General features: G+C 71.0%; 14 protein-coding genes. 6 read left to right on the top strand and 8 right to left on the bottom strand.

Features of this window, described 5'->3' with window-relative positions:
* Nucleotides 1–3: 3 nt before the first annotated feature.
* The 3 genes from ABD371_RS11280 to ABD371_RS11290 all read right to left on the bottom strand — a co-directional run bounded on the left by ABD371_RS11280 (nt 4) and on the right by ABD371_RS11290 (nt 4023).
* Nucleotides 4–1749 carry a branched-chain amino acid ABC transporter permease gene (locus ABD371_RS11280; protein WP_344475767.1) on the bottom strand — a complete coding sequence of 582 codons (1746 nt, stop codon included), beginning with the start codon at nt 1747–1749 and terminating at the stop codon, nt 4–6.
* Between the two features lie 5 nt (nt 1750–1754).
* Nucleotides 1755–2687 carry a branched-chain amino acid ABC transporter permease gene (locus tag ABD371_RS11285; protein WP_190124696.1) on the bottom strand — a complete coding sequence of 311 codons (933 nt, stop codon included), beginning with the start codon at nt 2685–2687 and terminating at the stop codon, nt 1755–1757.
* 103 nt (nt 2688–2790) lie between these two features.
* Entirely contained in the window at nt 2791–4023 is a 1233-nt protein-coding gene (locus ABD371_RS11290) for a branched-chain amino acid ABC transporter substrate-binding protein (RefSeq protein WP_344475456.1), read from the bottom strand.
* An 834-nt stretch (nt 4024–4857) separates the two neighbouring features.
* On the opposite strand from ABD371_RS11290, the gene ABD371_RS11295 reads away from it, so the two are divergent.
* Nucleotides 4858–5448 carry a MauE/DoxX family redox-associated membrane protein gene (locus ABD371_RS11295; RefSeq protein WP_344475459.1) on the top strand — a complete coding sequence of 197 codons (591 nt, stop codon included), beginning with the start codon at nt 4858–4860 and terminating at the stop codon, nt 5446–5448.
* 5 nt (nt 5449–5453) lie between these two features.
* Here the strand turns inward: ABD371_RS11295 and ABD371_RS11300 are convergent, their stop codons facing one another.
* On the bottom strand, nt 5454–5942 hold the full coding sequence (locus ABD371_RS11300; protein ID WP_344475461.1) for a PaaI family thioesterase: 489 nt from the start codon (nt 5940–5942) through the stop codon (nt 5454–5456).
* Between the two features lie 137 nt (nt 5943–6079).
* Nucleotides 6080–8422 carry an FdhF/YdeP family oxidoreductase gene (locus ABD371_RS11305; RefSeq protein WP_344475463.1) on the bottom strand — a complete coding sequence of 781 codons (2343 nt, stop codon included), beginning with the start codon at nt 8420–8422 and terminating at the stop codon, nt 6080–6082.
* Between the two features lie 206 nt (nt 8423–8628).
* On the opposite strand from ABD371_RS11305, the gene polA reads away from it, so the two are divergent.
* Nucleotides 8629–11283 (top strand): DNA polymerase I, encoded by a 2655-nt coding sequence (gene polA / locus ABD371_RS11310; RefSeq protein WP_344475465.1) that lies wholly within the window; start codon nt 8629–8631, stop codon nt 11281–11283.
* An 84-nt stretch (nt 11284–11367) separates the two neighbouring features.
* Here polA and ABD371_RS11315 read toward each other — a convergent pair whose 3' ends face one another.
* Nucleotides 11368–12165, bottom strand: coding sequence for a DUF4184 family protein (locus tag ABD371_RS11315; RefSeq protein WP_344475467.1), 798 nt, complete (start codon nt 12163–12165; stop codon nt 11368–11370).
* Nucleotides 12166–12431: 266 nt separating this feature from the next.
* On the opposite strand from ABD371_RS11315, the gene ABD371_RS11320 reads away from it, so the two are divergent.
* The 3 genes from ABD371_RS11320 to pgfA all read left to right on the top strand — a co-directional run bounded on the left by ABD371_RS11320 (nt 12432) and on the right by pgfA (nt 15497).
* Nucleotides 12432–14210: a lytic transglycosylase domain-containing protein gene (locus ABD371_RS11320; RefSeq protein WP_344475470.1), complete on the top strand. Its 1779-nt coding sequence runs from the start codon at nt 12432–12434 to the stop codon at nt 14208–14210.
* Between the two features lie 150 nt (nt 14211–14360).
* Nucleotides 14361–14498, top strand: a complete 138-nt coding sequence (locus ABD371_RS11325; RefSeq protein ID WP_344475472.1) for an SPW_0924 family protein — start codon at nt 14361–14363, stop codon at nt 14496–14498.
* A gap of 12 nt (nt 14499–14510) precedes the next feature.
* Nucleotides 14511–15497 carry a cell envelope lipid trafficking protein PgfA gene (pgfA, locus tag ABD371_RS11330; RefSeq protein WP_344475474.1) on the top strand — a complete coding sequence of 329 codons (987 nt, stop codon included), beginning with the start codon at nt 14511–14513 and terminating at the stop codon, nt 15495–15497.
* Nucleotides 15498–15552: 55 nt separating this feature from the next.
* Here the strand turns inward: pgfA and hrpB are convergent, their stop codons facing one another.
* Both hrpB and ABD371_RS11340 read right to left on the bottom strand, forming a co-directional pair.
* Nucleotides 15553–18192: an ATP-dependent helicase HrpB gene (gene hrpB / locus ABD371_RS11335; protein ID WP_344475476.1), complete on the bottom strand. Its 2640-nt coding sequence runs from the start codon at nt 18190–18192 to the stop codon at nt 15553–15555.
* Between the two features lie 119 nt (nt 18193–18311).
* The gene (locus ABD371_RS11340; RefSeq protein ID WP_344475478.1) at nt 18312–19124 is read right to left on the bottom strand and encodes a class I SAM-dependent methyltransferase; all 813 of its coding nucleotides are present in this window, start codon (nt 19122–19124) and stop codon (nt 18312–18314) included.
* A gap of 370 nt (nt 19125–19494) precedes the next feature.
* Here ABD371_RS11340 and rpsA point away from each other — a divergent pair, with 370 nt between their 5' ends.
* Entirely contained in the window at nt 19495–20985 is a 1491-nt protein-coding gene (rpsA, locus tag ABD371_RS11345) for a 30S ribosomal protein S1 (RefSeq protein ID WP_190124707.1), read from the top strand.
* Nucleotides 20986–21074: the final 89 nt, after the last annotated feature.

Genomic DNA, 21074 nt, shown 5'->3' on the forward strand with positions numbered 1-21074 from the left:
TGTTCACGCCCCCGCCTTGGTGATGCCGACGCCGGACCCGGACAGCCCCTTGTCCGGCGCGTCGGACTGATCGGACTCGTGGTACTCCAGCTGCGCGCGGCGGTTGGCGATCAGACCCTCGGGGCGGAACCGCATCAGCAGGATCAGCGCGATGCCGAAGCCCAGGAGCTGGTAGTCCTGGAGGAACTGGAGCTTCGCCGGGATCATGTACAGCAGCGTCGCGCCCAGCAGCGGACCGCTGACCGTGCCCATGCCGCCGAGGATCACGGCCGCCAGCAGGAAGGCCGAGTTGGGCGGGACCGGCCCGGCGAACTGGTACATCTCGGGTACCACGGTGTGCTGGACATGCGCCTGTACGGTTCCGGCGAGACCGGCCAGCGTCGCCCCGAGGGCGAAGGCGATCAGCTTGACCCGGAAGCCGTTGATGCCCATCGCGGTCGCCGCGGTCTCGTCCTCGCGGATGGCGACCCAGGCGCGGCCGATCCGGGAGCTGCCCGCCCGGCTGAAGACCACCACGACCAGGACCATCGCCAGCAGCATCAGCAGGTAGTAGTTGGCGTAACTGCCCAGCTCGATGCCGAACACGGTGTGCGATTCCCCGAAGTTGTAGCCGAAGAACTCCAGATCGGGGATGTTGGGGATGCCGTTGGGGCCGTTGGTGATCTGCGGCCCGGAGACGCCGTCGAGATTGCCCATCGCGATCCGGAAGATCTCTCCGAAGCCGAGGGTGACGATGGCGAGATAGTCGCCGCGCAGCCGCAGGGTCGGCGCCCCGATGACCACTCCGAAGATCAGCGAGACCACCGCGCCGGTGAGCACGGAGGCCCAGAACGGGAACCGCACGTCGAAGGCGGAGGCCGTCGACCCGGAGACCAGCGCGGCGGTGTACGCGCCGACGCCGAGGAAGGCGACGTACCCGAGGTCCAGCAGTCCGGCCAGGCCGACGACGATGTTCAGACCCAGGGCGACGGTCGCGAAGATGAGGATGTTGACCGCGATGAGCGTGTACGTGTCGGTGTTCTGGGTGAACGGGAAGGCCGCGGCGGCGGCGAAGGCGGCGACGACGGTGACCTGGCGGTGCTTGGCGGTGAGCGCCGACAGCCGGGCGATCGCGCCCGCCTTGATGAGCCCGCCCACGGCGAATCCGGCGGTGATCAGATACCCGATGAAGAGTTCGGGGTCCTCGGTGTCGATGCCGTAGGTGATCGCGTACATGCCGATGCCGAAGACCGCCACGATGATCAGGATCTCGGCCCAGGAGGGGAGTTCCCGGGCGCGCGGGGCCTGACGGGTGTCGTCGGGGAGGAGGAAGGCGGCCAGCGGGACGGCCGAGGCCGCCGCCGCGACGAAGCCGCCGGGTTCGAGGTTGACCAGCCCGCCGAGCTGGACGGCGATCGCGAGGACGGTGTACCAGACGGTGCCGAACGCGCCGAGCGCCAGCAGCCGCAGCGCCTTGGCGGCCCCGGCGGGGGCGAGCCACCGCAGGCCCTTGAGGTCCAGCGCGGCCAGCGCGTACAGGGCCACCAGCGCGCCCGCCACCAGGGTCAGCACCTGGAGGCCGGCGGGGTAGCCGTAGACGGTCAGATCGCCGGGGAACTCGCTGGTGTAGGTCCAGGCCAGAAAGGTGCTCACGACGGTGGCGAGGCCGCCGGCCGCGGTCAGCCGGAGCAGCGCGGTGGTGCGGGAGGAGCGGTCCGCCGCCGGGGCGGCCGAGGCGTCCTTGGTGTCCTTGCTGAGATCCGTGGTCATCCTGATCACGCCCGATCCGCGACGCGCTCGCCGAGCAGACCCTGCGGCCTGACGAGGAGCACGACGATGAGAAGTACGAATGCCCACACGTTGGACCAGGCCCCGCCGCCGAGCTGCTGCATGCCGGGGATCTCCTCGATGTAGGCGATCGACAGCGACTCCGCGAGCCCCAGGACGACCCCGCCGACCATGGCCCCGTAGATGTTGCCGATGCCTCCCAGGACCGCGGCGGTGAACGCCTTCAGCCCGAGGATGAAGCCCATCTCGAAGTTGATCTGGCCCTTGTCCAGTCCGTACGCGACGGCCGCGACGGCGGCGAAGGCCGCGCCGATGGCGAAGGCCATCACGATGATCCGGTCGGTGTTGATGCCCATCAGCTTGGCGGTGTCCGGGTCCTGGGCGGTGGCCTGCATGGCGCGTCCGCTGCGGCTCTTGGAGACGAAGACGCCCAGGATCAGCATGCACAGCGGGGCCAGCACCAGCACGAAGGCGTCGGCGCGCTGGAGGATCAGATCATCGGTGATCCGGAAGGACTCGCCGGTGAACTCCGGGAAGCTCCTGGCCTTCGTGGCGTCCGGGTAGAAGCTCCAGACGAGCTGCTGGAGGACGATGGAGAGACCGATCGCGGTGATCAGCGGGGCGAGTCTGGGGGCCCCTCGCAGGGGCCGGTAGGCGAACCGTTCCGCCGCGGTCGCCACGGCGACGGAGGCGATGGCACCGCCGACGATCATTGCTGGTATCGCCAGCAGCAGCGAGGTTCCGCCGGGGAGCCACAGATAGATGGTGAGGGCGCCGAAGCCCCCGATCATGAATATCTCGCCGTGGGCGAAGTTGATGAGCTGCACGATGCCGTAGACCATGGTGTACCCGATGGCGATGAGACCGTAGAGGGCACCAAGAGCGAGGCCGTTCGCCAGCTGTTGCGGCAGTTCGTTCACCGCAGAGCCTCCGATGAGCGTGTCGGATATGACTCCGCGCGAGGGCGCTGTTTGCGCCCTCGCGCGGCTGGTGCGGAAGTGGGGCGGCCGGGGCCGCCGGTCGTCAGTCCTCGAAGGTCGAGCTCTTGACGTCCTTCCACTTGCCCGCCGTCACGGTGTTGACGGTGAGCTGCTTGTTCGTGGTGTCGCCGAACTCGTCGAAGCCGACCTGGCCGGTCACACCGGAGAAGGTCACCTTGCCCATGGCCTCGGTGACCTTGGCGCGGGCGTCGCTCGGGACCTTGCCGCCGTTCTCCGTGACGACGTTCTTGACGGCCTGGACGATCGCCCACGCGCCGTCGTAGGCGTAGCCGCCGTACGCGCCGTACGGGTCCTTGTAGTTCTGGGCCGCGTAGTCGGCGATGAACTTCTTCGCGGTGTCGAGCTTCTCGATCGGGAAGCCGACGGAGGTCGAGATGTCACCGTCGTTGGACTCGCCGGAGGCGCTGATGTACGCGGGGTCGTACAGCGCGTCGCCGCCCATCGTCGGGACCTTCGCGCCGACCTTCTTCACCTGGTCGGAGAGGAGTCCGCCCTCGGGGTGCTGGCCGCCGAAGTAGACCGAGTCCGCGCCCTTGGACTTGACCTTGTCGGCGGTGCTGGAGAAGTCGGTCTCCTTCACGGTGACATGGTCGGTGCCGACGACGGTGCCGCCGAGACGCTTGAACTCCTCGGCGAAGATCGCGGCGAGGCCGGCGCCGTAGGTCTGCTTGTCGTCGACGACGAAGACCTTCCGCTTCTTGGCGTCGTTGTACAGGTACTGGGCCGCGAACTTGCCCTGGATCACATCGGTGGTGGTGGTGCGGAAGTACGTGGGGAAGGGCCGCTTCTTCTCGTTCTTGGCCCAGTTGTCGCCCTGGGAGAGGGCCGGGTTGGTGTTGGCCGGGGAGACCTGGGTGAGGTTGGCCTTGGCGAAGTCGCCCTGCATGGACTGGGCGACACCGGAGTTCAGCGGCCCGACGACGCCGAGCACCTCCTTGTCGCCCACGAGCTTCTGGGCGTTCGCCTGACCCGAGGCGGGAACGGCCTGGTCGTCATAGGACTCGATCTTGAATTCGACGCCCGGGACCACGTTCTCCTTGTTCGCGGTCTTCACCGCGAGGTCCACGGAGTTCTTGATGCCCTGGCCGAGCGGGGACAGGGAACCCGTCAGCGGGGCGTCGACGCCGATGACCACGGTGGTTTTCCCGCCGCTGTCGCCGGAGCCCTTGTCGTCGTCGCGCGATCCGCAGGCGGTGAGTGTGAGCGCTCCCGTGGTGACCACGGCGCTGAGTATGAGCAAGGAACGGTTTCGCACGATAAGTCCTTTCCCTGGCGCGGCCCCTCCCCTGAGGTGCCGTTTGGTCGCCGGGCCGTACGGATGTACACGGGCCGTGCTGACTGCGCCCGGCGGCGCGGTGACTGGCCGTGACTCTAGGCGCAGCCGCCGGAGCGGGTCACTACGGACGTCAGGATGTGACGCTCTTGTTATGCCAAGGCCAACGGTTGCCGGTGGGAGTGGGGCAGAACGGGCGTCCGGGCGCTTTAAACATGCATTCAAAATCCTCGAACTCCCAGTTCCGCTAAGGCCCTTGAAAGGATCTTGCTACTGACGGCGGACGCCGTTCCGGGGGCGGGGGAGGGGTGCCGTCCGGGGAGCGGACAGTCGCCCGGGGCCCTGATCGGCCGAACGGGAAATGGTTACGGAAGGTGACTGTTCATGGGGGTGGCCGGTGGCCGCCCCGGCTCTCGCGACGGGTCGCCGGGCGGTTGGCCGGTTGTTGGCCGGCGGCCGGTCGGCGGGTGCGCGCCCGAGGCTCCCGGGGCTTCGCGGCGGGCGTCCCGATCGCCCGCGAGGGGAGGCTTTACGGCCTCGATGGGCGGCTGGGGTTGTGTCGCGAGCGCCGGGACGCGTCTTATGGGGCTGGGGAGTTGGGCGGGCGGCGGAGTCCGGGCCGCCCTCGGTGTGGTGTGTGAGGGGAGGGAGTCGCGGATGGTTCGGCCGGCTGGGCATGTGCTGTGAGGGAGTTGTGGGTGCGAGGTGAATCATCACACTCGGTGATGTGATGGGGTGTCATGGGTGATGGCCCGGCGGTCGACGGGCCGCCCCGTGCGCACGCGTTCTGACGTCTTCTCCATGCAGGGAGCTGTGATGCAGGGAACTGTGCTGATGACCTACGCGGCCTTCGCGTGCCCGATTCTGCTCTTCGGCGTCTTCGCGGTGGCGCTCGTCGGGAAAGCGCGCGGCAGGGCGGCGTTCCAGGAGTTCGCCGCCTCGATCACCGCGCTGCGGCTGCTGCCCGCGCGGGTCTCACGGGCGGCGGCGGTCCTGGTGACCGCCGTGGAGGCGGCCGTGGTCGTGCTGCTGGTGCCGTCCTCGACGGTGCTCGCCGGATTCGCCCTGGCGGTCCTGCTGCTGCTCGCCCTCACCGGGGGCATCGTGCTCGCTCTGCGCCGGGGGCGGAGCGCGCCCTGCCGCTGCTTCGGCGCCTCGGTCACCCCGCTGGGACCCGTCCATGTCGTGCGCAATCTGCTGCTGGCCGTCGCCGGGGCCGGCGGTCTCACGGCCATGGCCGCCGGAGCCTCCGCCGGCTGGCCCCCGCATCCCGGCGGAAGCCTCATCGCCGCCGTCTCGGCGGCCGTCGTGCTGCTGCTCGTGGTCCGGCTCGACGATCTGACCGCGCTCTTCGCCCCGGCCCCGGCGGCCCCTTCGCGCACGGGGCCGCCGGGGCCGGGGTCCTGAGCCGGTCAGTCCTTCTCGCGGGTCCGTCCGGTGTCGCCGGCCGACACCTCGCGGATCAGACAGGTGAGCCGGGCGGTGCAGATCCGCCGCTCCTGCTCATCGGTGATCACGATCTCGTACGTGGCCGTCGTCCGGCCCCGGTGCAGCGGGGTGGCCACCCCCGTGACCAGTCCGGAGCGCGCGCCCCGGTGGTGGGTGCAGTTGAGGTCCACCCCGACCGCGATCCTGGTGCTGCCTCCGTGCAGCATCGCCCCGATCGACCCGAGGGTCTCCGCCAGCACGGCGGAGGCCCCGCCGTGCAGCAGCCCGTACGGCTGGGTGTTGCCCTCCACCGGCATGGTCCCGACGACCCGCCCGGCCGAGGCCTCCACGATCTCGACGCCCATCCGGTTGCCGAGATGACCGGCCGAGAAGAGCGCGGGGAGATCCACCCCGAGCGCCGCGTACTCATCGACGACCTCTTGCGGGAACTTCACAGCTGACTGCTCACCCATGGGCCCGGCTCCGATCCGATTGCGTTTGCGTGCTGTCGGCTCCGTCATATCATCCGGCTGAGCGAACGCTTAGGTCGAGGCCGCTCTCGGCCGGCCCGCCCCGGAGATCCGTCGCGCCGGAGATCCGTCCGGCCCGGTCACGGCCGCTCGAACCGGACCACCACCGACTTGCTCGCCGGGGTGTTGCTGGTGTCGGCGGTGGAATCCAGCGGCACCAGCACATTGGTCTCCGGGTAGTACGCCGCCGCGCAGCCCCGCGCGGTCGGATAGTGCACCACCCGGAAACCGGGGGCCCGCCGCTCCACGCCGTCCTTCCACTCGCTGACCAGATCGGCGTACGAGCCGTCCGCGAGCCCCAGCTCCCGCGCGTCCTCCGGATGCACCAGGACCACTCGCCGGCCCCCCTTGATGCCCCGGTAGCGGTCGTCCAGACCGTAGATCGTGGTGTTGTACTGATCGTGCGAACGCAGGGTCTGGAGCAGCAGCCGGCCCTCGGGGACCCTCGGATACTCCACGGGGGCCGCCGTGAAGTTCGCCTTCCCGGTGGCCGTCGGGAACCGCCGCTCGTCACGCGGCGCGTGCGGCAGCGTGAAACCCCCCGGGCGGGCGATCCTCGCGTTGAAGTCCTCGAAGCCCGGCACCACCCTGGCGATACGGTCGCGGATCGTCCCGTAGTCCCGCTCGAACTCCTCCCACGGCGTCCTCGACGCCGGCCCGAGCACCGCCCGCGCCAGCCGCGCCACGATCGCCGGCTCGGAGAGCAGCGAGGGCCCGGCCGGGGCGAGATTGCCCCGCGAGGCGTGCACCATCCCCATCGAGTCCTCGACCGTGACCACCTGCCGCCCGCCCGCCTGGACGTCCTTGTCGGTGCGCCCCAGCGTGGGCAGGATCAGCGCCCGGCGGCCCGTCACCGCGTGGGAGCGGTTCAGCTTGGTCGAGACGTGCACCGTGAGCCGCGCCCGGCGGATCGCGGCCTCGGTCACCTCCGTGTCGGGGGTCGCCGCGACGAAGTTCCCGCCCATGGCGAAGAAGACCTTGGCCTCCCCGTCGCGCAGCGCCCGGACGGACCGCACGACGTCCAGGCCGTGGTGGCGCGGCGGCGCGAAACCGAACTCCTTCTCCAGAGCGTCCAGGAACGCCGGCGCGGGCCGCTCGAAGATCCCCATGGTCCGGTCGCCCTGCACATTGGAGTGCCCCCGCACCGGACAGACGCCCGCGCCGGGCCGGCCGATCGCGCCGCGCAGCAGCAGGAAGTTGACCACCTCGCGGATGGTGGCCACCGAATGCTTGTGCTGGGTCAGCCCCATCGCCCAGCACACGATGGTCCGTCCCGACTCCAGCACCATGGCCAGCGCCCGCTCGATCTCCGAGCGCTCCAGTCCCGTCGCGGCGAGCGTCTCCTCCCAGTCCGCGGCGCGGGCGGCAGCCCGGAACTCCTCGAAGCCGTGGGTGTGCTCCCGTACGAACTCCCGGTCGACGGCGGGCCCGCCCGCGGTCCTCTCGGCCCCTGAGGCCCCCGCGGTCCCGGGCGCGTCCGGGGCCTCGTGCTCGCGCTCGTCCTCGGCCAGGATCAGCTTGTTCAACAGCCGGAACAGCGCCTGGTCGCCGCCGATGCGGATCTGGAGAAAGAGGTCGTTGAGCGCGACGCCCCTGATCATGCCGAGCGGCGTCTGAGGGTTCTTGAACCTCTCCATGCCGGCCTCGGGCAGTGGGTTCACCGAAATGATCTTCGCGCCCGCCGCCTTCGCCCGCTCCAGCGCGGAGAGCATCCGGGGATGGTTGGTACCGGGGTTCTGGCCCGCCACGATGATCAGATCCGCCTGGTGCAGATCCTCCAGGGAGACACTGCCCTTGCCGACGCCGAGCGTCTCGGTGAGCGCGGAGCCGGACGACTCGTGGCACATGTTGGAACAGTCGGGGAGATTGTTGGTGCCGAACTCCCGGGCGAAGAGCTGGAACAGGAACGCGGCCTCGTTGCTGGTCCGGCCCGAGGTGTAGAAGAGCGCCTCGTCGGGGGAGGAGAGCGCGGTCAGCTCCTCGGCGATGATCTCGAAGGCCCGCTCCCAGGTCACCGCTTCATAACGGTCCCCGCCCGGCGGCAGATACACCGGCTCGGTGATCCGCCCCTGCTGCCCCAGCCAGTACCCGCTGCGTCCGGCCAGGTCCGCGAGCGGGTGCTCGGCGAAGAAAGCGGGGGTGACCCGGCGCAGGGTCGCCTCCTCGGCGACCGCCTTCGCGCCGTTCTCGCAGAACTCCGCGGTGTGCCGCCGGTCCTCCTCCGGCCAGGCGCAGCCCGGACAGTCGAAGCCGTCCTTCTGATTGACCTTGAGCAGGGCCCGGGCGGCGCGCCGCACCCCCATCTGGCGCTGGGCGACCCTCAGCGTGTGCGCCACGGCGGGCAGCCCCGCCGCGGCGTGCCGGACCGCCGAGACCCGCGGCGCGTCCTGGACCGGATCACCCTCGGGCGGCTTGCCTGCCATCGTGTCCCCCTTCGGCGCGGAGTACCTGTGCGGGCGGCCCGGGAGTCCCTCCGCCACCCACTCACGGATACTGCCACGCCCCTCTGACAACCCACCCGCCCCGGCGCGAGTGAACGGCGATGTCAGTGGTCCGTGGCAGGATCGTCCCCGTGGCTGAGACAGCATCGAAGCGAACCCCAGACGAAAACCGTCCGCGCCTGCTCCTCATGGACGGGCACTCCCTGGCGTACCGGGCGTTCTTCGCGCTGCCCGCGGAGAATTTCTCGACCGCGAGCGGTCAGACGACCAACGCCATCTACGGCTTCGCGTCGATGCTGGCGAACACGCTGCGCGACGAGGCCCCCACGCATTTCGCGGTGGCCTTCGACGTGTCCCGCAAGACCTGGCGCTCCAAGGACTTCCCCGAGTACAAGGCGAACCGATCGGCGACCCCCGACGAGTTCAAGGGCCAGGTCGAGCTGATCGGCGAGCTGCTCGACACGATGAACGCCGAGCGCTTCGCGGTCGACGGCTTCGAGGCCGACGACATCATCGCCACCCTCGCCACCCAGGCCGAGGCCGCCGGCTTTGACGTGCTGATCGTCACCGGCGACCGGGACTCCTTCCAGCTCGTCAGCGATCACGTCACCGTGCTCTACCCCACCAAGGGCGTCTCCGAGCTGACCCGGTTCACCCCGGAGAAGGTCCAGGAGAAGTACGGACTCACCCCCCAGCAGTACCCCGACTTCGCCGCGCTGCGCGGCGACCCGTCCGACAACCTCCCGGGCATCCCGGGCGTCGGCGAGAAGACGGCCACCAAGTGGATCAACCAGTTCGGCTCCTTCGCCGAGCTGGTCGAGCGCGCCGACGAGGTCAAGGGCAAGGTCGGACAGTCGCTCCGCGACCATCTGGAGGCGGTCAAGCTCAACCGCCATCTGACCGAGCTGGTGCGCGACGTCGAGCTGCCCCGCTCCGTCGCCGAGCTGGAGCGCGCGCCCTACGACCGCAGCGCGCTCCGGGGCTTCCTCGAAGTCCTGGAGATCCGCAACCCCAACCTCAGGGACCGGCTGCTCGCGGTCGACCCCGGGGCGCGGGAGGAGGAGGCCCCCGCGCCCGACGCGGGAGTCCAGCTGGACGGCACCGCGCTCGCCACCGGTGAGCTGGCTCCCTGGCTGGAGCGGCACGCCGGGCAGCCCCTCGGCGTCGCCACGGTCGCCACCTGGGCCCTGGGCGTGGGCCAGGTCGCCGAGGTCGCCCTGGCCGCCGCCGACGGAAGCGCCGCCTGGTTCGACACCACCCGGCTCGACGAGACCGACGACCGGGCCTTCGCCGCCTGGCTCACCGACCCGGCCCGGCCGAAGGTCATGCACAACGCCAAGGACGCGCTGCGGGTCTTCCCCGAGCACGGCTGGCACCTCGACGGCATCGCGATGGACACCGCGCTCGCCGCCTATCTCGTCAAGCCCGGCCGCCGCTCCTTCGCGCTGGACACCCTCTCCATCGAGTACCTCCACCGCGAGCTGGCCCCGGCCGCCGCCGACGGCCAGCTGGCCTTCGGCGTCGACGAGCACGCCGAGGCCGACGCCCTGATGGCCCAGGCCCGCGCCGTGCTCGACCTCGGCGACGCCTTCGGCGAGCGGCTGACCGAGGTCGGCGCGGTCGAGCTGCTCCACGAGATCGAGCTGCCCACCTCCCTGCTGCTGGCCCGGATGGAGCGCCACGGCATCGCCGCCGACCGCCCGCATCTGGAGGCGATGGAGCAGCTGTTCGCCGGAGCGGTGCAGCAGGCCGTCAAGGAGGCCCACGCCGCCGTCGGCCACGAGTTCAACCTGGGCTCGCCCAAGCAGCTCCAGGAAGTCTTCTTCGGCGAGCTGAACCTCCCCAAGACGAAGAAGACCAAGACCGGCTACACCACCGACGCCGACGCGCTCGCCTGGCTCGCCACCCAGACCGAGCACGAGCTGCCGGTCATCATGCTGCGCCACCGTGAGCAGGCCCGGCTGCGCTCCACGGTCGAGGGCCTGATCAAGACGGTCGCCGCCGACGGCCGGATCCACACCACCTTCAGTCAGACGGTCGCCGCCACCGGCCGTCTCTCCTCGACCGAGCCCAACCTCCAGAACGTGCCGGTCCGCACCGACGAGGGCCGCGCCATCCGCCGGGGCTTCGTCGTCGGCGAGGGCTTCGAGTCGCTGATGACGGCCGACTACAGCCAGATCGAGCTGCGGGTGATGGCCCATCTCTCCCAGGACGAGGGCCTGATCGAGGCGTTCACCTCGGGCGAGGATCTGCACAACACCGTGGCGTCCCAGGTCTTCGGCGTGGAGACCTCGGCGGTCGACGCCGAGATGCGCCGCAAGATCAAGGCGATGTCCTACGGCCTGGCGTACGGCCTGTCGGCCTTCGGTCTCTCCCAGCAGCTGAACATCGAGGCCGGTGAGGCCCGTGCCCTGATGGACACCTACTTCGAGCGGTTCGGCGGCGTCCGCGACTATCTGCACCGCGCCGTGGACGAGGCCCGCGCCACCGGGTACACGGCGACGATGCTCGGCCGCCGCCGCTATCTCCCGGACCTCAACAGCGACAACCGCCAGCGCCGCGAGGCCGCCGAGCGCATGGCGCTCAACGCGCCGATCCAGGGCACCGCCGCCGACATCGTCAAGATCGCGATGCTGAAGGTGGACGGGGCGCTGCGCGAGGCGAAGCTCTCCTCCCGGCTGCTGCTCCAGGTCCATGACGAAATCGTGCTGGAGATCTCCCCGGGCGAGCGCGAGGAGGTCGAGGCGATCGTGCGCCGGGAGATGTCCTCGGCGGCTTCGCTGAGCGCGCCCCTCGATGTGTCGGTGGGCGTCGGGACCGACTGGGAGTCCGCCGCGCACTGACCGACGGCCGTACCGACTGCCGTTTCGCCGTGCGTCCGGCCCGCCGCGCCCCGTTCTCCACCGGGACGCGGCGGGCCGTCGGCGTCAGACGTGCTCGGGTGTCCGCGCGGCGCGGAGCCTCATGGCCCCGCCGTACAGCACCAGTCCGACCGCGAGTCCCGCCCCGGCCCCGAAGCAGGCCGTGGGAATGAGGTCGAGGAGCGACTCCATCCCGTCGGCCCGCACACACCGGTCGACGAGGCCGATCAGCGCGCACGCGGCCAGCAGGGCGGCGGCCCGCCGGCGGTCCCGGGCGTCGAGGACGGGCACGGACGGCGGCGGTACGGACGGGGGCTGCCGGCGCAGCGCCGTCAGCGTGAACCATCCGATCACCGCGAGGGAGAGCGCGGAGGATCCGTACTGCGCGAACTTGTGGACCCCGAACCCGGCCACCGTCTCGTTGAGCACCGGTATCAGCCGGGTGCCCCAACGGTCGTGGTGGGTGAAGGAGTCCCAGAAGACATGGCTGGCCGCGCCGAGCGCCGCCGAGGCAGAGAAGCGGAGGGCGTATCCCAGGCTCCGGGCCCCGGGCCGCCCCCGCAGCCAGGAGTGCACGGGGCCCCGCAGCCGGCCGGGCAGCAGTGCCACCAGGGGGTCCCGCATCATCAGCCAGAGCGCCGCCAGCGCGGCGGTGATGGCCACGTCGACGGTGAGCACGCCGAGCGGCGCATGGGTGAACCGCCCGAACTCCATGGCCCCCGGCACGGCGGTGGCCGCGAAGTACGTCATGTCGGGGGAGAGCGAGCCCAGCACCAGGGCCGAGGCGACGAGCGGTCCGCGACCGGTCCCGTTCCTTCGGACGCCCGGCAGGACGGCGACGACATGGCTCAATGTGAACGGCATACCTCAAGGCCCCCTGTGACCCATGTTGATCGACTGACGGCCGGTCATTGACCGGTCTTGTGCAGATGTGGATCTATCGGTGATCGGTCTCGCCCAGTATGGGCGAACGGGTTGATCCGGAACTCTGGCCTCCGCGCGGTGGCGAACTGGTGAAAAACGGTCAGGGCGAGGTGTTCCGGGGGCGATGGTTGCCGTAGGGTCACCTGGATATAGCCGTTATCGCACTGGGGAGCGCGGACAGCCGCTTTCGGGGAGGGGAAAGACGTATGGCAGCGCAATTCGGGCGACGTCTGCGCAAGGGGGCGACCACCACCGCCGTGGCCGCGGTCGCCGTCGCGGCACTCTCCGCGTCACAGGCGCCCGGGATCACCTCCACCCCACTCGGTAGCGGCGGCGAGGACAACCCGGGTCAGGGCGCGGCCGACACACAGCTCTCGCCCGACACCTCCGTCACCGGCGACTCCCCCTATTACACGGACCTGCCGCCGCTGAAGACCCCCGACAAACCCGGGGCGTCCATCAACCTCCCGGCCGGCGGCCCCTCGGAGTCCGGCATACCCGCCACGGTCCTCGCGGCCTACAAGAAGGCCGAGAAGACCATCTCGGCCTCGGACCCGGGCTGCCATGTGCCCTGGCAGCTGCTCGCGGCGATAGGCAAGGTGGAGTCCGGGCAGGCGCGCGGCGGGAAGGTCGACGCCAACGGCACCACCTTCTCCCCGATCGTCGGACCCGCCCTGAACGGCGTCGGCTTCGCCAACATCTCGGACACCGACGACGGCGAGTACGACGGCGACACCACCTACGACCGCGCGGTCGGTCCGATGCAGTTCATCCCCACCACCTGGGCGACCTGGGGTCAGGACGCCAACGGGGACGGGCGCAAGGACCCCAACAACATCTACGACGCCGCCCTCGCCGCCGGCCGCTACCTCTGCGCGGGCGACCGCGACCTGAGGCAGGCGGACGATCTCGACCGGGCGATCCTCGGATACAACCAGTCGCGGGAGTATCTCCGCACGGTCCTCTCCTGGTTCGAGTACTACAAGAACGGCACCCACGAGGTCCCGGACGGCAAGGGCTCGCTCCCCGACTCCACCACCCCCGACTCGGGCTCCGGCTCCGGCTCGGACTCCCCGAAGACCGGATCGCCCTCCCCGTCTCCCAGCCCGGACTCCCCGCGCCCCGAGGAGAAGCCCCGGCCGGACCGGCCCGGCGACGGTTCGGACAAGCCCACCCCGCCCACCACCAAGCCGCCGACCAAGCCCCCCACGAAGCCGCCGACCAAGCCTCCGACCACTCCGCCCACGACCCCGCCGGAGCTGTCGCCCGTCGCCCGCATCGAGAACGCGGGCACCGGCGAACTGACGGCCATGGCCGGACTCGACTTCGCCGAGAAGGTCACCGTCCGGGTGGAGAACTCCCAGGGCAAGGGCGTCGAGGGCCAGAAGGTGCGGTTCGAGATCCTCGGCGGCACCGACACCCGCTTCCAGGGCGGCCGGAAGGCCGTGGTCCTCGCCACCGGCGCGAACGGCAAGGTCACCGCTCCCGCGCTCACCGCCGGCGACAAGGTCGGGGCATTCGTCATCCGCGCCACCGTCGCCGACCGCAAGCTGCCCGCCGTCGACTTCGGGGCCAAGGTCACCCCCCGCGCGGCCGACAAGCTCACCCGGACCGACGACAAGCCCCTGACGGCCGTCGCCGGTGCCGACTTCGCGGAGATCCTGGAGTTCAAGGCCACCTACAAGGGAGCCGTCGCCTCCGGCGTCGGGGTCACCGCCACACTGCTCAAGAGCGCCGACGGCGCGGCGGTCAACGACAAGGGCCCCTACTTCAAGGGCGCCGACGGCAAGCCGGTCCGCGTGATCTCCGACCTCATCACCGACGCCGACGGGGTCGTCACCCTCCCGAAGCTCTTCGCGGACGATCAGCCCGGCACCTATCTGCTCAGCATCACCCCCTTCGGCGGAAAGCCGGTGACCGTCGAACTCACGGTCACCAAGCCGGCCGAGCCCGCCGCCACCCCGCAGCAGACACCCGCCGGCTGATCCGCCCCCCCTCTCTCGCCGCGCCGTTCCCCCGCCCTCCCGAGCGGGGGAACGGCGCTGTCTGTTCTCATCTCGCCGTCCGGTTGCTACGGTGCCCACCCCCTGACGCCCTGTCAGATCCAGATGGGTCCCACCCCCGGGAGGCCGAGCATGCGCGCCCTCACCGCCGCCGCCATCGGGCTGGCCGCCGCCATAGCCCTCGTCCTCACCGTCACCGCCGTCGGCACACCACCGGGCGAGACCTCCCCCGAGCCGCTCCTGACCACCGTCCCCGGCCCCAAGAAGTAGGAGGACCGGACCGTGCGCCGCCGCGCGAGTCTCGTACTCCTCGCCCTCGCCGTCTTCTTCGCCGCGCTCTCCCCCCTGCTGCGCTGGTACGCCTTCCCCCGGCTGGCGAAGGTTCCGCCGGGCCAGTACCAGGAGGTCGTGATGGAGGCGAGGCCCGCGACCCTCCTCGACTACTCCACCCTGCGCGCCGAGCGGGTCGAGAAGCTCACCATCGTCCAGACCCTCAAGGGCAACGTCGAGGAGTCCGAGAGGATCGAACGCGGCACCGGCCGCGATGTCGTCGTCTGGGACTCGCTCTCCCATGTCCAGGGCCCCGACGGCGCCATGGTCTCCCAGATCCCCGAGCGCTACATCTTCGACGCCCACAGCCAGGCCCCCGTCCACGCCCCCGGTGAATCGGTCGACGGCACCCCGGTCCGGCGCGACGGCATCCAGTTCAAATGGCCCTTCCTGACCGAGAGACGGGACTACTCCTACTTCGACGCCCAGACCCGCACCGCCGCCCCCATCCACTACCGGGGCGTCCGCGCCTTCCGCGGCCTCGACGTCTACTACTTCGAACAGACGATCCCCTGGACCAAGGTCCCGTTCCCGAAGAAGACGCCCGTCCCCGGGATCGACGCGAGCACCCTGGAGAAGCAGACGGGCACCACCCGCTGGTACACCACCCGGCGCATGTTCTGGGTCGACCCCGTCACCGGAGCCCCGGTCAACGGCGAGGAGATCCACCGGGAGGAGCTGCGCGGCGGCACCCTCCTCGGCGGCCGGGACAGGGTCACCGCCTTCGCGGGGCATGTGAAGATGCGCCCCGACTATGTGGACCACACCGTCGGACTGGTGAAGTCCCAGCGCCCGCTGATCCTGCTGCTGACCTCCTGGCTGCCCCGGACCTTCCTCGCCCTGGGCGGCGGCCTGCTGGCGCTCGCCCTCCTCCTGGAGGCCCGCGCCCGCCCCCGCCCCCGCGCCGCGGACGCCGCAACGGCCCCCGCACCCCTCTGAACGCACCCCCGCCCCCACCCTTCCCCCCGTACTCCTCACCCGGACGGGCCGACCGTCACCCCTTGCCGGCCCCGGCGGCCCGCCCGCCGCCCCGGGCCCCCTCCTGACGGGCCTTGGTGTACTTGGTCGCCTCCGCCGACGACGGGTCCTCCGGCCAGGGATGGCGGGGATACCGGCCCCGCAACTCCGCCCGGACCGACCGGTATCCATCCCTCCAGAACGAGGCAAGATCGGCGGTCACCGCCGCCGGCCGCCCGGCCGGCGACAGCAGATGCACCACCACCGGCACCCCCGCCACCCGAGGCGTCTCCCGCAGCCCGAACAGCTCCTGGAGCTTCACCGCCAGCACCGGCTGCTCCCCGCCGTACTCCACCCGTATCCGCGAGCCGCTCGGCACGGTGATCCGCTCCGGAGCCAGCTCGTCCAGCCGCCCCGCCGCACCGCTCGCCCACGGCAGCAGCCGCTGCAAGGCCTGCCCCGCCGCGATCCTGGCCAGATCGGCCCGCCGCCGGGCGCGCGACAGCTCCGGTTCGAGCCAGTCGTCCGTCCGCTCCAGCAGCGCAGCGTCGCTCACATCGGGCCAGGGCGGGCCCACCACCCGATACAGGAAGGCGAGCCGCTCCCGCAGCCCCCTGGCCTCACGCGTCCAGTGCAGCAGCTCCGGCCCGGCGCTCCGCAGCCCTTCGAGGAGCGCCTCCCGCACCAGCGCCGGGTCCGGACTCCGCAGCGCCCGTGCCGACAGCTCGACGGCCCCGAGCCGCCGGACCTCCCGGGCGACGACATCCCCTCCCTCCCAATGGACCTCCTCACCCGATTCGAGGAGATGCGCGGCGGCCGTGCGCGCGGTCTCCTCGCCGATCACGGCCGCCAGCCGCACCCGCGCGGAGGCGGCCGTCACCGGCCGGTCCGCGACGGCGACCGCCAGCCAGGGCGCGCCCCGGAGCCCCGATCCGGCCCCCACCTCGGCCCCGGTCCCGGAAACCATGAGGAAGGAACCCTCTCCCCGGGCCCTGGCCACCCGTTCCGGAAAGGCCAGCGCGGTGATCAGACCGGTCACGGCGTCATCGCCGGAGCCCTGTCCCTGTCCCTGTCCCTGTCCCTCCCGAGCCTCCCGCCCCTGGGCCGTACCCCCGTCCGCCGTCCCTTCCGGGCCCCCCGCCCGACCGCTCGCGGCCGGGGGGAGGGAGGACATCAGCCGCCGAGCCTCCGCGCGCCACCGGGCCGCGTAGGCGTCCCCGCCCCGCCGGGCCGTGCGCCAGGCCCCCGCGAGATCGTCGCCGTACTCCCTCGGGGGCTCCTCGCTGAGCAGGGCGACCGTCTCGGCGGCGGCGCGGACGCCGACCTCGGGGGCGCCGTCGATCAGGGCCCGGGCCAGCCGGGGATGGACCCCGAGGCGGGACATACGTACCCCCCGCTCCGTGGCCCGGCCGTCCCGGTCCACCGCGCCGATCGAGGCCAGCACCGAACGCGCGGCGGCCATCGCCCCGGCGGGCGGCGCGTCCAGCAGCGCCAGCCCCGCCGCCGACGGATCCCCCCAGCAGGCGACCCGCAGCGCGAACGCGGAGAGATCGGCGATTTTGATCTCGGGTGAGGGGAAACGAGGGCGGCGCACATCATCGGCCGCCGCCCAGCAGCGGTACACCGTGCCGAACGCCTCCCGGCCGGCCCGTCCCAGCCGCTGGGTCGCCCCCGCCGCCGAGACCGGCACGGTCGCCAGTGAGCCGAGCCCCCGCGCATGGTCCGTGCGCGGCTCACGCGCCAGCCCCGAATCGACCACGACGCGCACCCCGGGCACCGTCAGACTGGACTCCGCCACCGAGGTGGCCAGCACCACCCGCCGCCGGCCGGAGCCGCCCCTCAGCACCGAGTCCTGCACCGCCGCCGGAGCCCGCCCGTGCAGCTGGAGCACCTCCGCCTCCACGCCCGCCAGCAGCCCCGCCGTTCGCGCGATCTCCCCCGTGCCCGGCAGAAAGCACAGGACATCGCCCTCGTGCCGGTCGAGCGCCAGCCGCACCGTCGCCGCGACATGCCGCAGCAGCGCCGGGTCCACCCAGGTCCCGTGGGCGGGGCGGATCCCCCCGGGCGGCGGGGCGAAGAAGAACTGCGAGCCGTGCCCCTCGCCCGCGCCCCGCACCACGGGCGCGGGACCCGATCCCTCCAGCACCGTCATCAGATCCGCCCAGGCCTCGGCGTCGCTCGTCGCCGAGGCCGCTATGAGCTTCAGCTCCGGCCGCAGAGTGGCCCGGACATCCACCAGGAAGGCCATCGCCGTGTCGGCGTCGAGATGGCGCTCGTGGCACTCGTCCAGCAGCACCACATCCACGCCGGCCAGCTCGGGATCGCGCTGAAGCCGCTGGAGGAGCACCCCGGTGGTGACCACCTCGACCCGTGTCGCCGGCCCCACCCGCCGCTCGCCGCGCACCGTGTAACCGACCGCCTCACCGGTCTCCTGGCCCAGCAGCCAGGCCATCCGGCGGGCGGCCGCCCGGACCGCCATCCGGCGGGGCTCGGCGACCAGCACCCGCCGCCCGGGCCCCTCGCCGACCAGGCCGGCCAGGGCCAGCGGGACGAGTGTGGTCTTGCCGGTCCCCGGCGGCGCGTACAGCACCGCCGTGCCGCGCTCGTCCAGGGCGGCGAGCAGGCCGGGCACGGAGTCGCGCACCGGGAGACGGTCGAGCGCTTCGGTCTGGATCATGCACTCAGTGTCGTACGGCCCGGCGCGCCCTGCGGCCGGTCATCCACAGCACCGATATGCCCATCGGTTCATATGACTGGACGGGAGGGATCCCGCCACCCCGGCCCGCGCCACCGCCGTCAGTCCCGTACGCACACGAAGATCGCTGTCCCCGGGATCAGATTCCCCCGCAGCGGGGACCAGCCGCCCCACTCCTGGCTGTTCCAGGCGGGCCACTCCGGCTCCACCAGGTCCACCAGCCGGAAACCGCCGGCCACCACGTCCCGCACCCGGTCCCCGACGGTCCGGTGGTGCTCCACGTACACGGCGCGCCCCCGCTCGTCCTGCTCCACATAAGGGGTGCGGTCGAAGTAGGAGCCGGACACGCTCAGCCCCTCGGGTCCCGGCTCGTCGGGGAACGCCCAGCGGACGGGGTGGGTCACCGAGAAGACCCAGCGTCCGCCCGGCCGCAGCACCCGGTGGACCTCGGCGAACACCGTCACCGGATCCGCCACGAAGGGCACCGCGCCATAGGCGGAGCAGGCGAGGTCGAAGGATCCGTCCCGGAACGGCAGCGCCGTGGCGTCGGCCTCCACCAGTGGCAGGCCGTCGCCGATCCGCAGCGCGTGCTGGAGCTGGCGGTGCGAGAGGTCGAGCGCGACCGGCCGCGCGCCCTGCTCGGCGAGCCAGCGCGAGCACTGGGCCGCGCCCGCCCCGATCTCCAGCACGTCCAGCCCCTTGAGGGACTCCCGCGGGCCCAGCAGCTCCGCGTCCGCCTCGTCCAGCCCCTCCGGCCCCCAGACGAATCGCTCGTCGCCCAGGAACGCGCCGTGCTCGCTCTGGTACTCATCGGCGTTCCGGTCCCACCAGCCGCGGCTCGCCCGGCTGCTCTCCGTCTCGTCCGCCTCACGGCGGGTGGCCTCGGGTCCGGCTTCCTCGATGTATTGGCTCATCTTCACCGTCGTTGTAGTTTGCGTTCAGCCCGGGCAGGGACAGCCGTAGTGGCCTCCGCAAACACGAATTGTGCCGGGTATGCGACGTTCTGCCCCGGGTGTGCGCCTTCGCGCATTGACCGTCTCCGGCTGCCCCCGTATGCTACAAGTTGCGCTGCGGGCCTGCGCGCCTCAGACAGAGCAGGTCGCGCTTGCAACTGTATGTATGTCCCCTCGGTTCACGAGGTGCCTCCAGACGGTGCGTTTCCGGATCCTCGGAAGCGATGTCTGGCCGGTGTCTCCACGACTGTCCGGCTTGTACAGCTGCGATACGGGCTCTCGGCGTAGCAGTACCTACGACTTCAATGTCCGTACCGGAGCCCTTTCCCACATGACGAGCAGCACCGAGACCACCGCCACTCCGCAGGTAGCGGTCAACGACATCGGTAACGAGGAAGCCTTCCTCGCCGCGATCGACGAGACGATCAAGTACTTCAACGACGGCGACATCGTCGACGGCGTCATCGTGAAGGTCGACCGGGACGAGGTCCTGCTCGACATCGGTTACAAGACCGAAGGTGTCATCCCGAGCCGCGAGCTCTCGATCAAGCACGACGTCGACCCGAACGAGGTCGTCAAGGTCGGCGACGAGATCGAGGCCCTTGTCCTTCAGAAGGAGGACAAGGAAGGCCGCCTGATCCTCTCGAAGAAGCGCGCCCAGTACGAGCGTGCCTGGGGCACCATCGAGAAGATCAAGGAAGAAGACGGCATCGTCACCGGTACCGTCATCGAGGTCGTCAAGGGCGGCCTCATCCTCGACATCGGCCTGCGCGGCTTCCTGCCCGCCTCCCTGGTCGAGATGCGTCGTGTCCGCGACCTCCAGCCCTACGTGGGCAAGGAGCTCGAGGCCAAGATCATCGAGCTGGACAAGAACCGCAACAACGTGGTCCTGTCCCGCCGTGCCTGGCTGGAGCAGACCCAGTCCGAGGTCCGCCAGACGTTCCTCACCACCCTCCAGAAGGGCCAGGTCCGTTCGGGCGTCGTGTCCTCGATCGTCAACTTCGGTGCCTTCGTGGACCTGGGTGGCGTCGACGGACTCGTTCACGTCTCCGAGCTGTCCTGGAAGCACATCGACCACCCGTCCGAGGTTGTCGAGGTCGGCCAGGAAGTCACCGTCGAGGTCCTCGACGTCGACATGGACCGCGAGCGTGTCTCCCTGTCGCTGAAGGCGACCCAGGAAGACCCGTGGCAGCAGTTCGCCCGTACGCACCAGATCGGCCAGGTCGTTCCCGGCAAGGTCACCAAGCTGGTTCCGTTCGGCGCGTTCGTCCGCGTGGACGAGGGCATCGAGGGTCTGGTCCACATCTCCGAGCTGGCCGAGCGCCACGTGGAGATCCCGGAGCAGGTCGTCCAGGTCAACGACGAGATCTTCGTCAAGGTCATCGACATCGACCTCGAGCGCCGTCGCATCAGCCTCTCGCTGAAGCAGGCCAACGAGTCCTTCGGTGCCGACCCGGCCTCGGTCGAGTTCGACCCGACCCTGTACGGCATGGCCGCGTCCTACGACGACCAGGGCAACTACATCTACCCCGAGGGCTTCGACCCGGAGACCAACGACTGGCTCTCCGGCTTCGAGACCCAGCGCGAGGCCTGGGAGACCCAGTACGCCGAGGCGCAGACGCGCTTCGAGCAGCACCAGGCTCAGGTCATCAAGTCCCGCGAGGCCGACGAGGCCGCTGCTGCCGAGGGTGGCACCGCCGCTCCGGCCGCCGCGCCCACCGGCGGTTCGTACTCCTCGGAGTCGGACGACAACTCCGGCGCCCTGGCGTCGGACGAGGCGCTTGCCGCCCTCCGCGAGAAGCTGGCCGGCGGCCAGAGCTGACGCTCTGCACCGGTTGACGGATAGCTGAGAAGTAAGGCCCGCTCCCCCTGGGGAGCGGGCCTTACTTTTTTTGCCGCTGTTCCCACCCG

Origin of the sequence: Streptomyces amakusaensis, assembly GCF_039532665.1 — a bacterium.
Classification (GTDB): Bacteria; Actinomycetota; Actinomycetes; order Streptomycetales; family Streptomycetaceae; genus Streptomyces; species Streptomyces amakusaensis.

What these genes read in the sequence shown, in the direction of transcription:
- ABD371_RS11325 (WP_344475472.1), top strand. Translation starts at nt 14,361, where the DNA reads ATGCGCGCCCTCACCGCCGCCGCCATCGGGCTGGCCGCCGCCATAGCC.
- hrpB (WP_344475476.1), bottom strand. Translation starts at nt 18,192, where the DNA reads ATGATCCAGACCGAAGCGCTCGACCGTCTCCCGGTGCGCGACTCCGTG.
- ABD371_RS11315 (WP_344475467.1), bottom strand. Translation starts at nt 12,165, where the DNA reads ATGCCGTTCACATTGAGCCATGTCGTCGCCGTCCTGCCGGGCGTCCGA.
- ABD371_RS11280 (WP_344475767.1), bottom strand. Translation starts at nt 1,749, where the DNA reads ATGACCACGGATCTCAGCAAGGACACCAAGGACGCCTCGGCCGCCCCG.
- ABD371_RS11340 (WP_344475478.1), bottom strand. Translation starts at nt 19,124, where the DNA reads ATGAGCCAATACATCGAGGAAGCCGGACCCGAGGCCACCCGCCGTGAG.
- ABD371_RS11300 (WP_344475461.1), bottom strand. Translation starts at nt 5,942, where the DNA reads ATGGGTGAGCAGTCAGCTGTGAAGTTCCCGCAAGAGGTCGTCGATGAG.
- ABD371_RS11305 (WP_344475463.1), bottom strand. Translation starts at nt 8,422, where the DNA reads ATGGCAGGCAAGCCGCCCGAGGGTGATCCGGTCCAGGACGCGCCGCGG.
- polA (WP_344475465.1), top strand. Translation starts at nt 8,629, where the DNA reads ATGGACGGGCACTCCCTGGCGTACCGGGCGTTCTTCGCGCTGCCCGCG.
- ABD371_RS11295 (WP_344475459.1), top strand. Translation starts at nt 4,858, where the DNA reads ATGCAGGGAACTGTGCTGATGACCTACGCGGCCTTCGCGTGCCCGATT.
- rpsA (WP_190124707.1), top strand. Translation starts at nt 19,495, where the DNA reads ATGACGAGCAGCACCGAGACCACCGCCACTCCGCAGGTAGCGGTCAAC.
- ABD371_RS11320 (WP_344475470.1), top strand. Translation starts at nt 12,432, where the DNA reads ATGGCAGCGCAATTCGGGCGACGTCTGCGCAAGGGGGCGACCACCACC.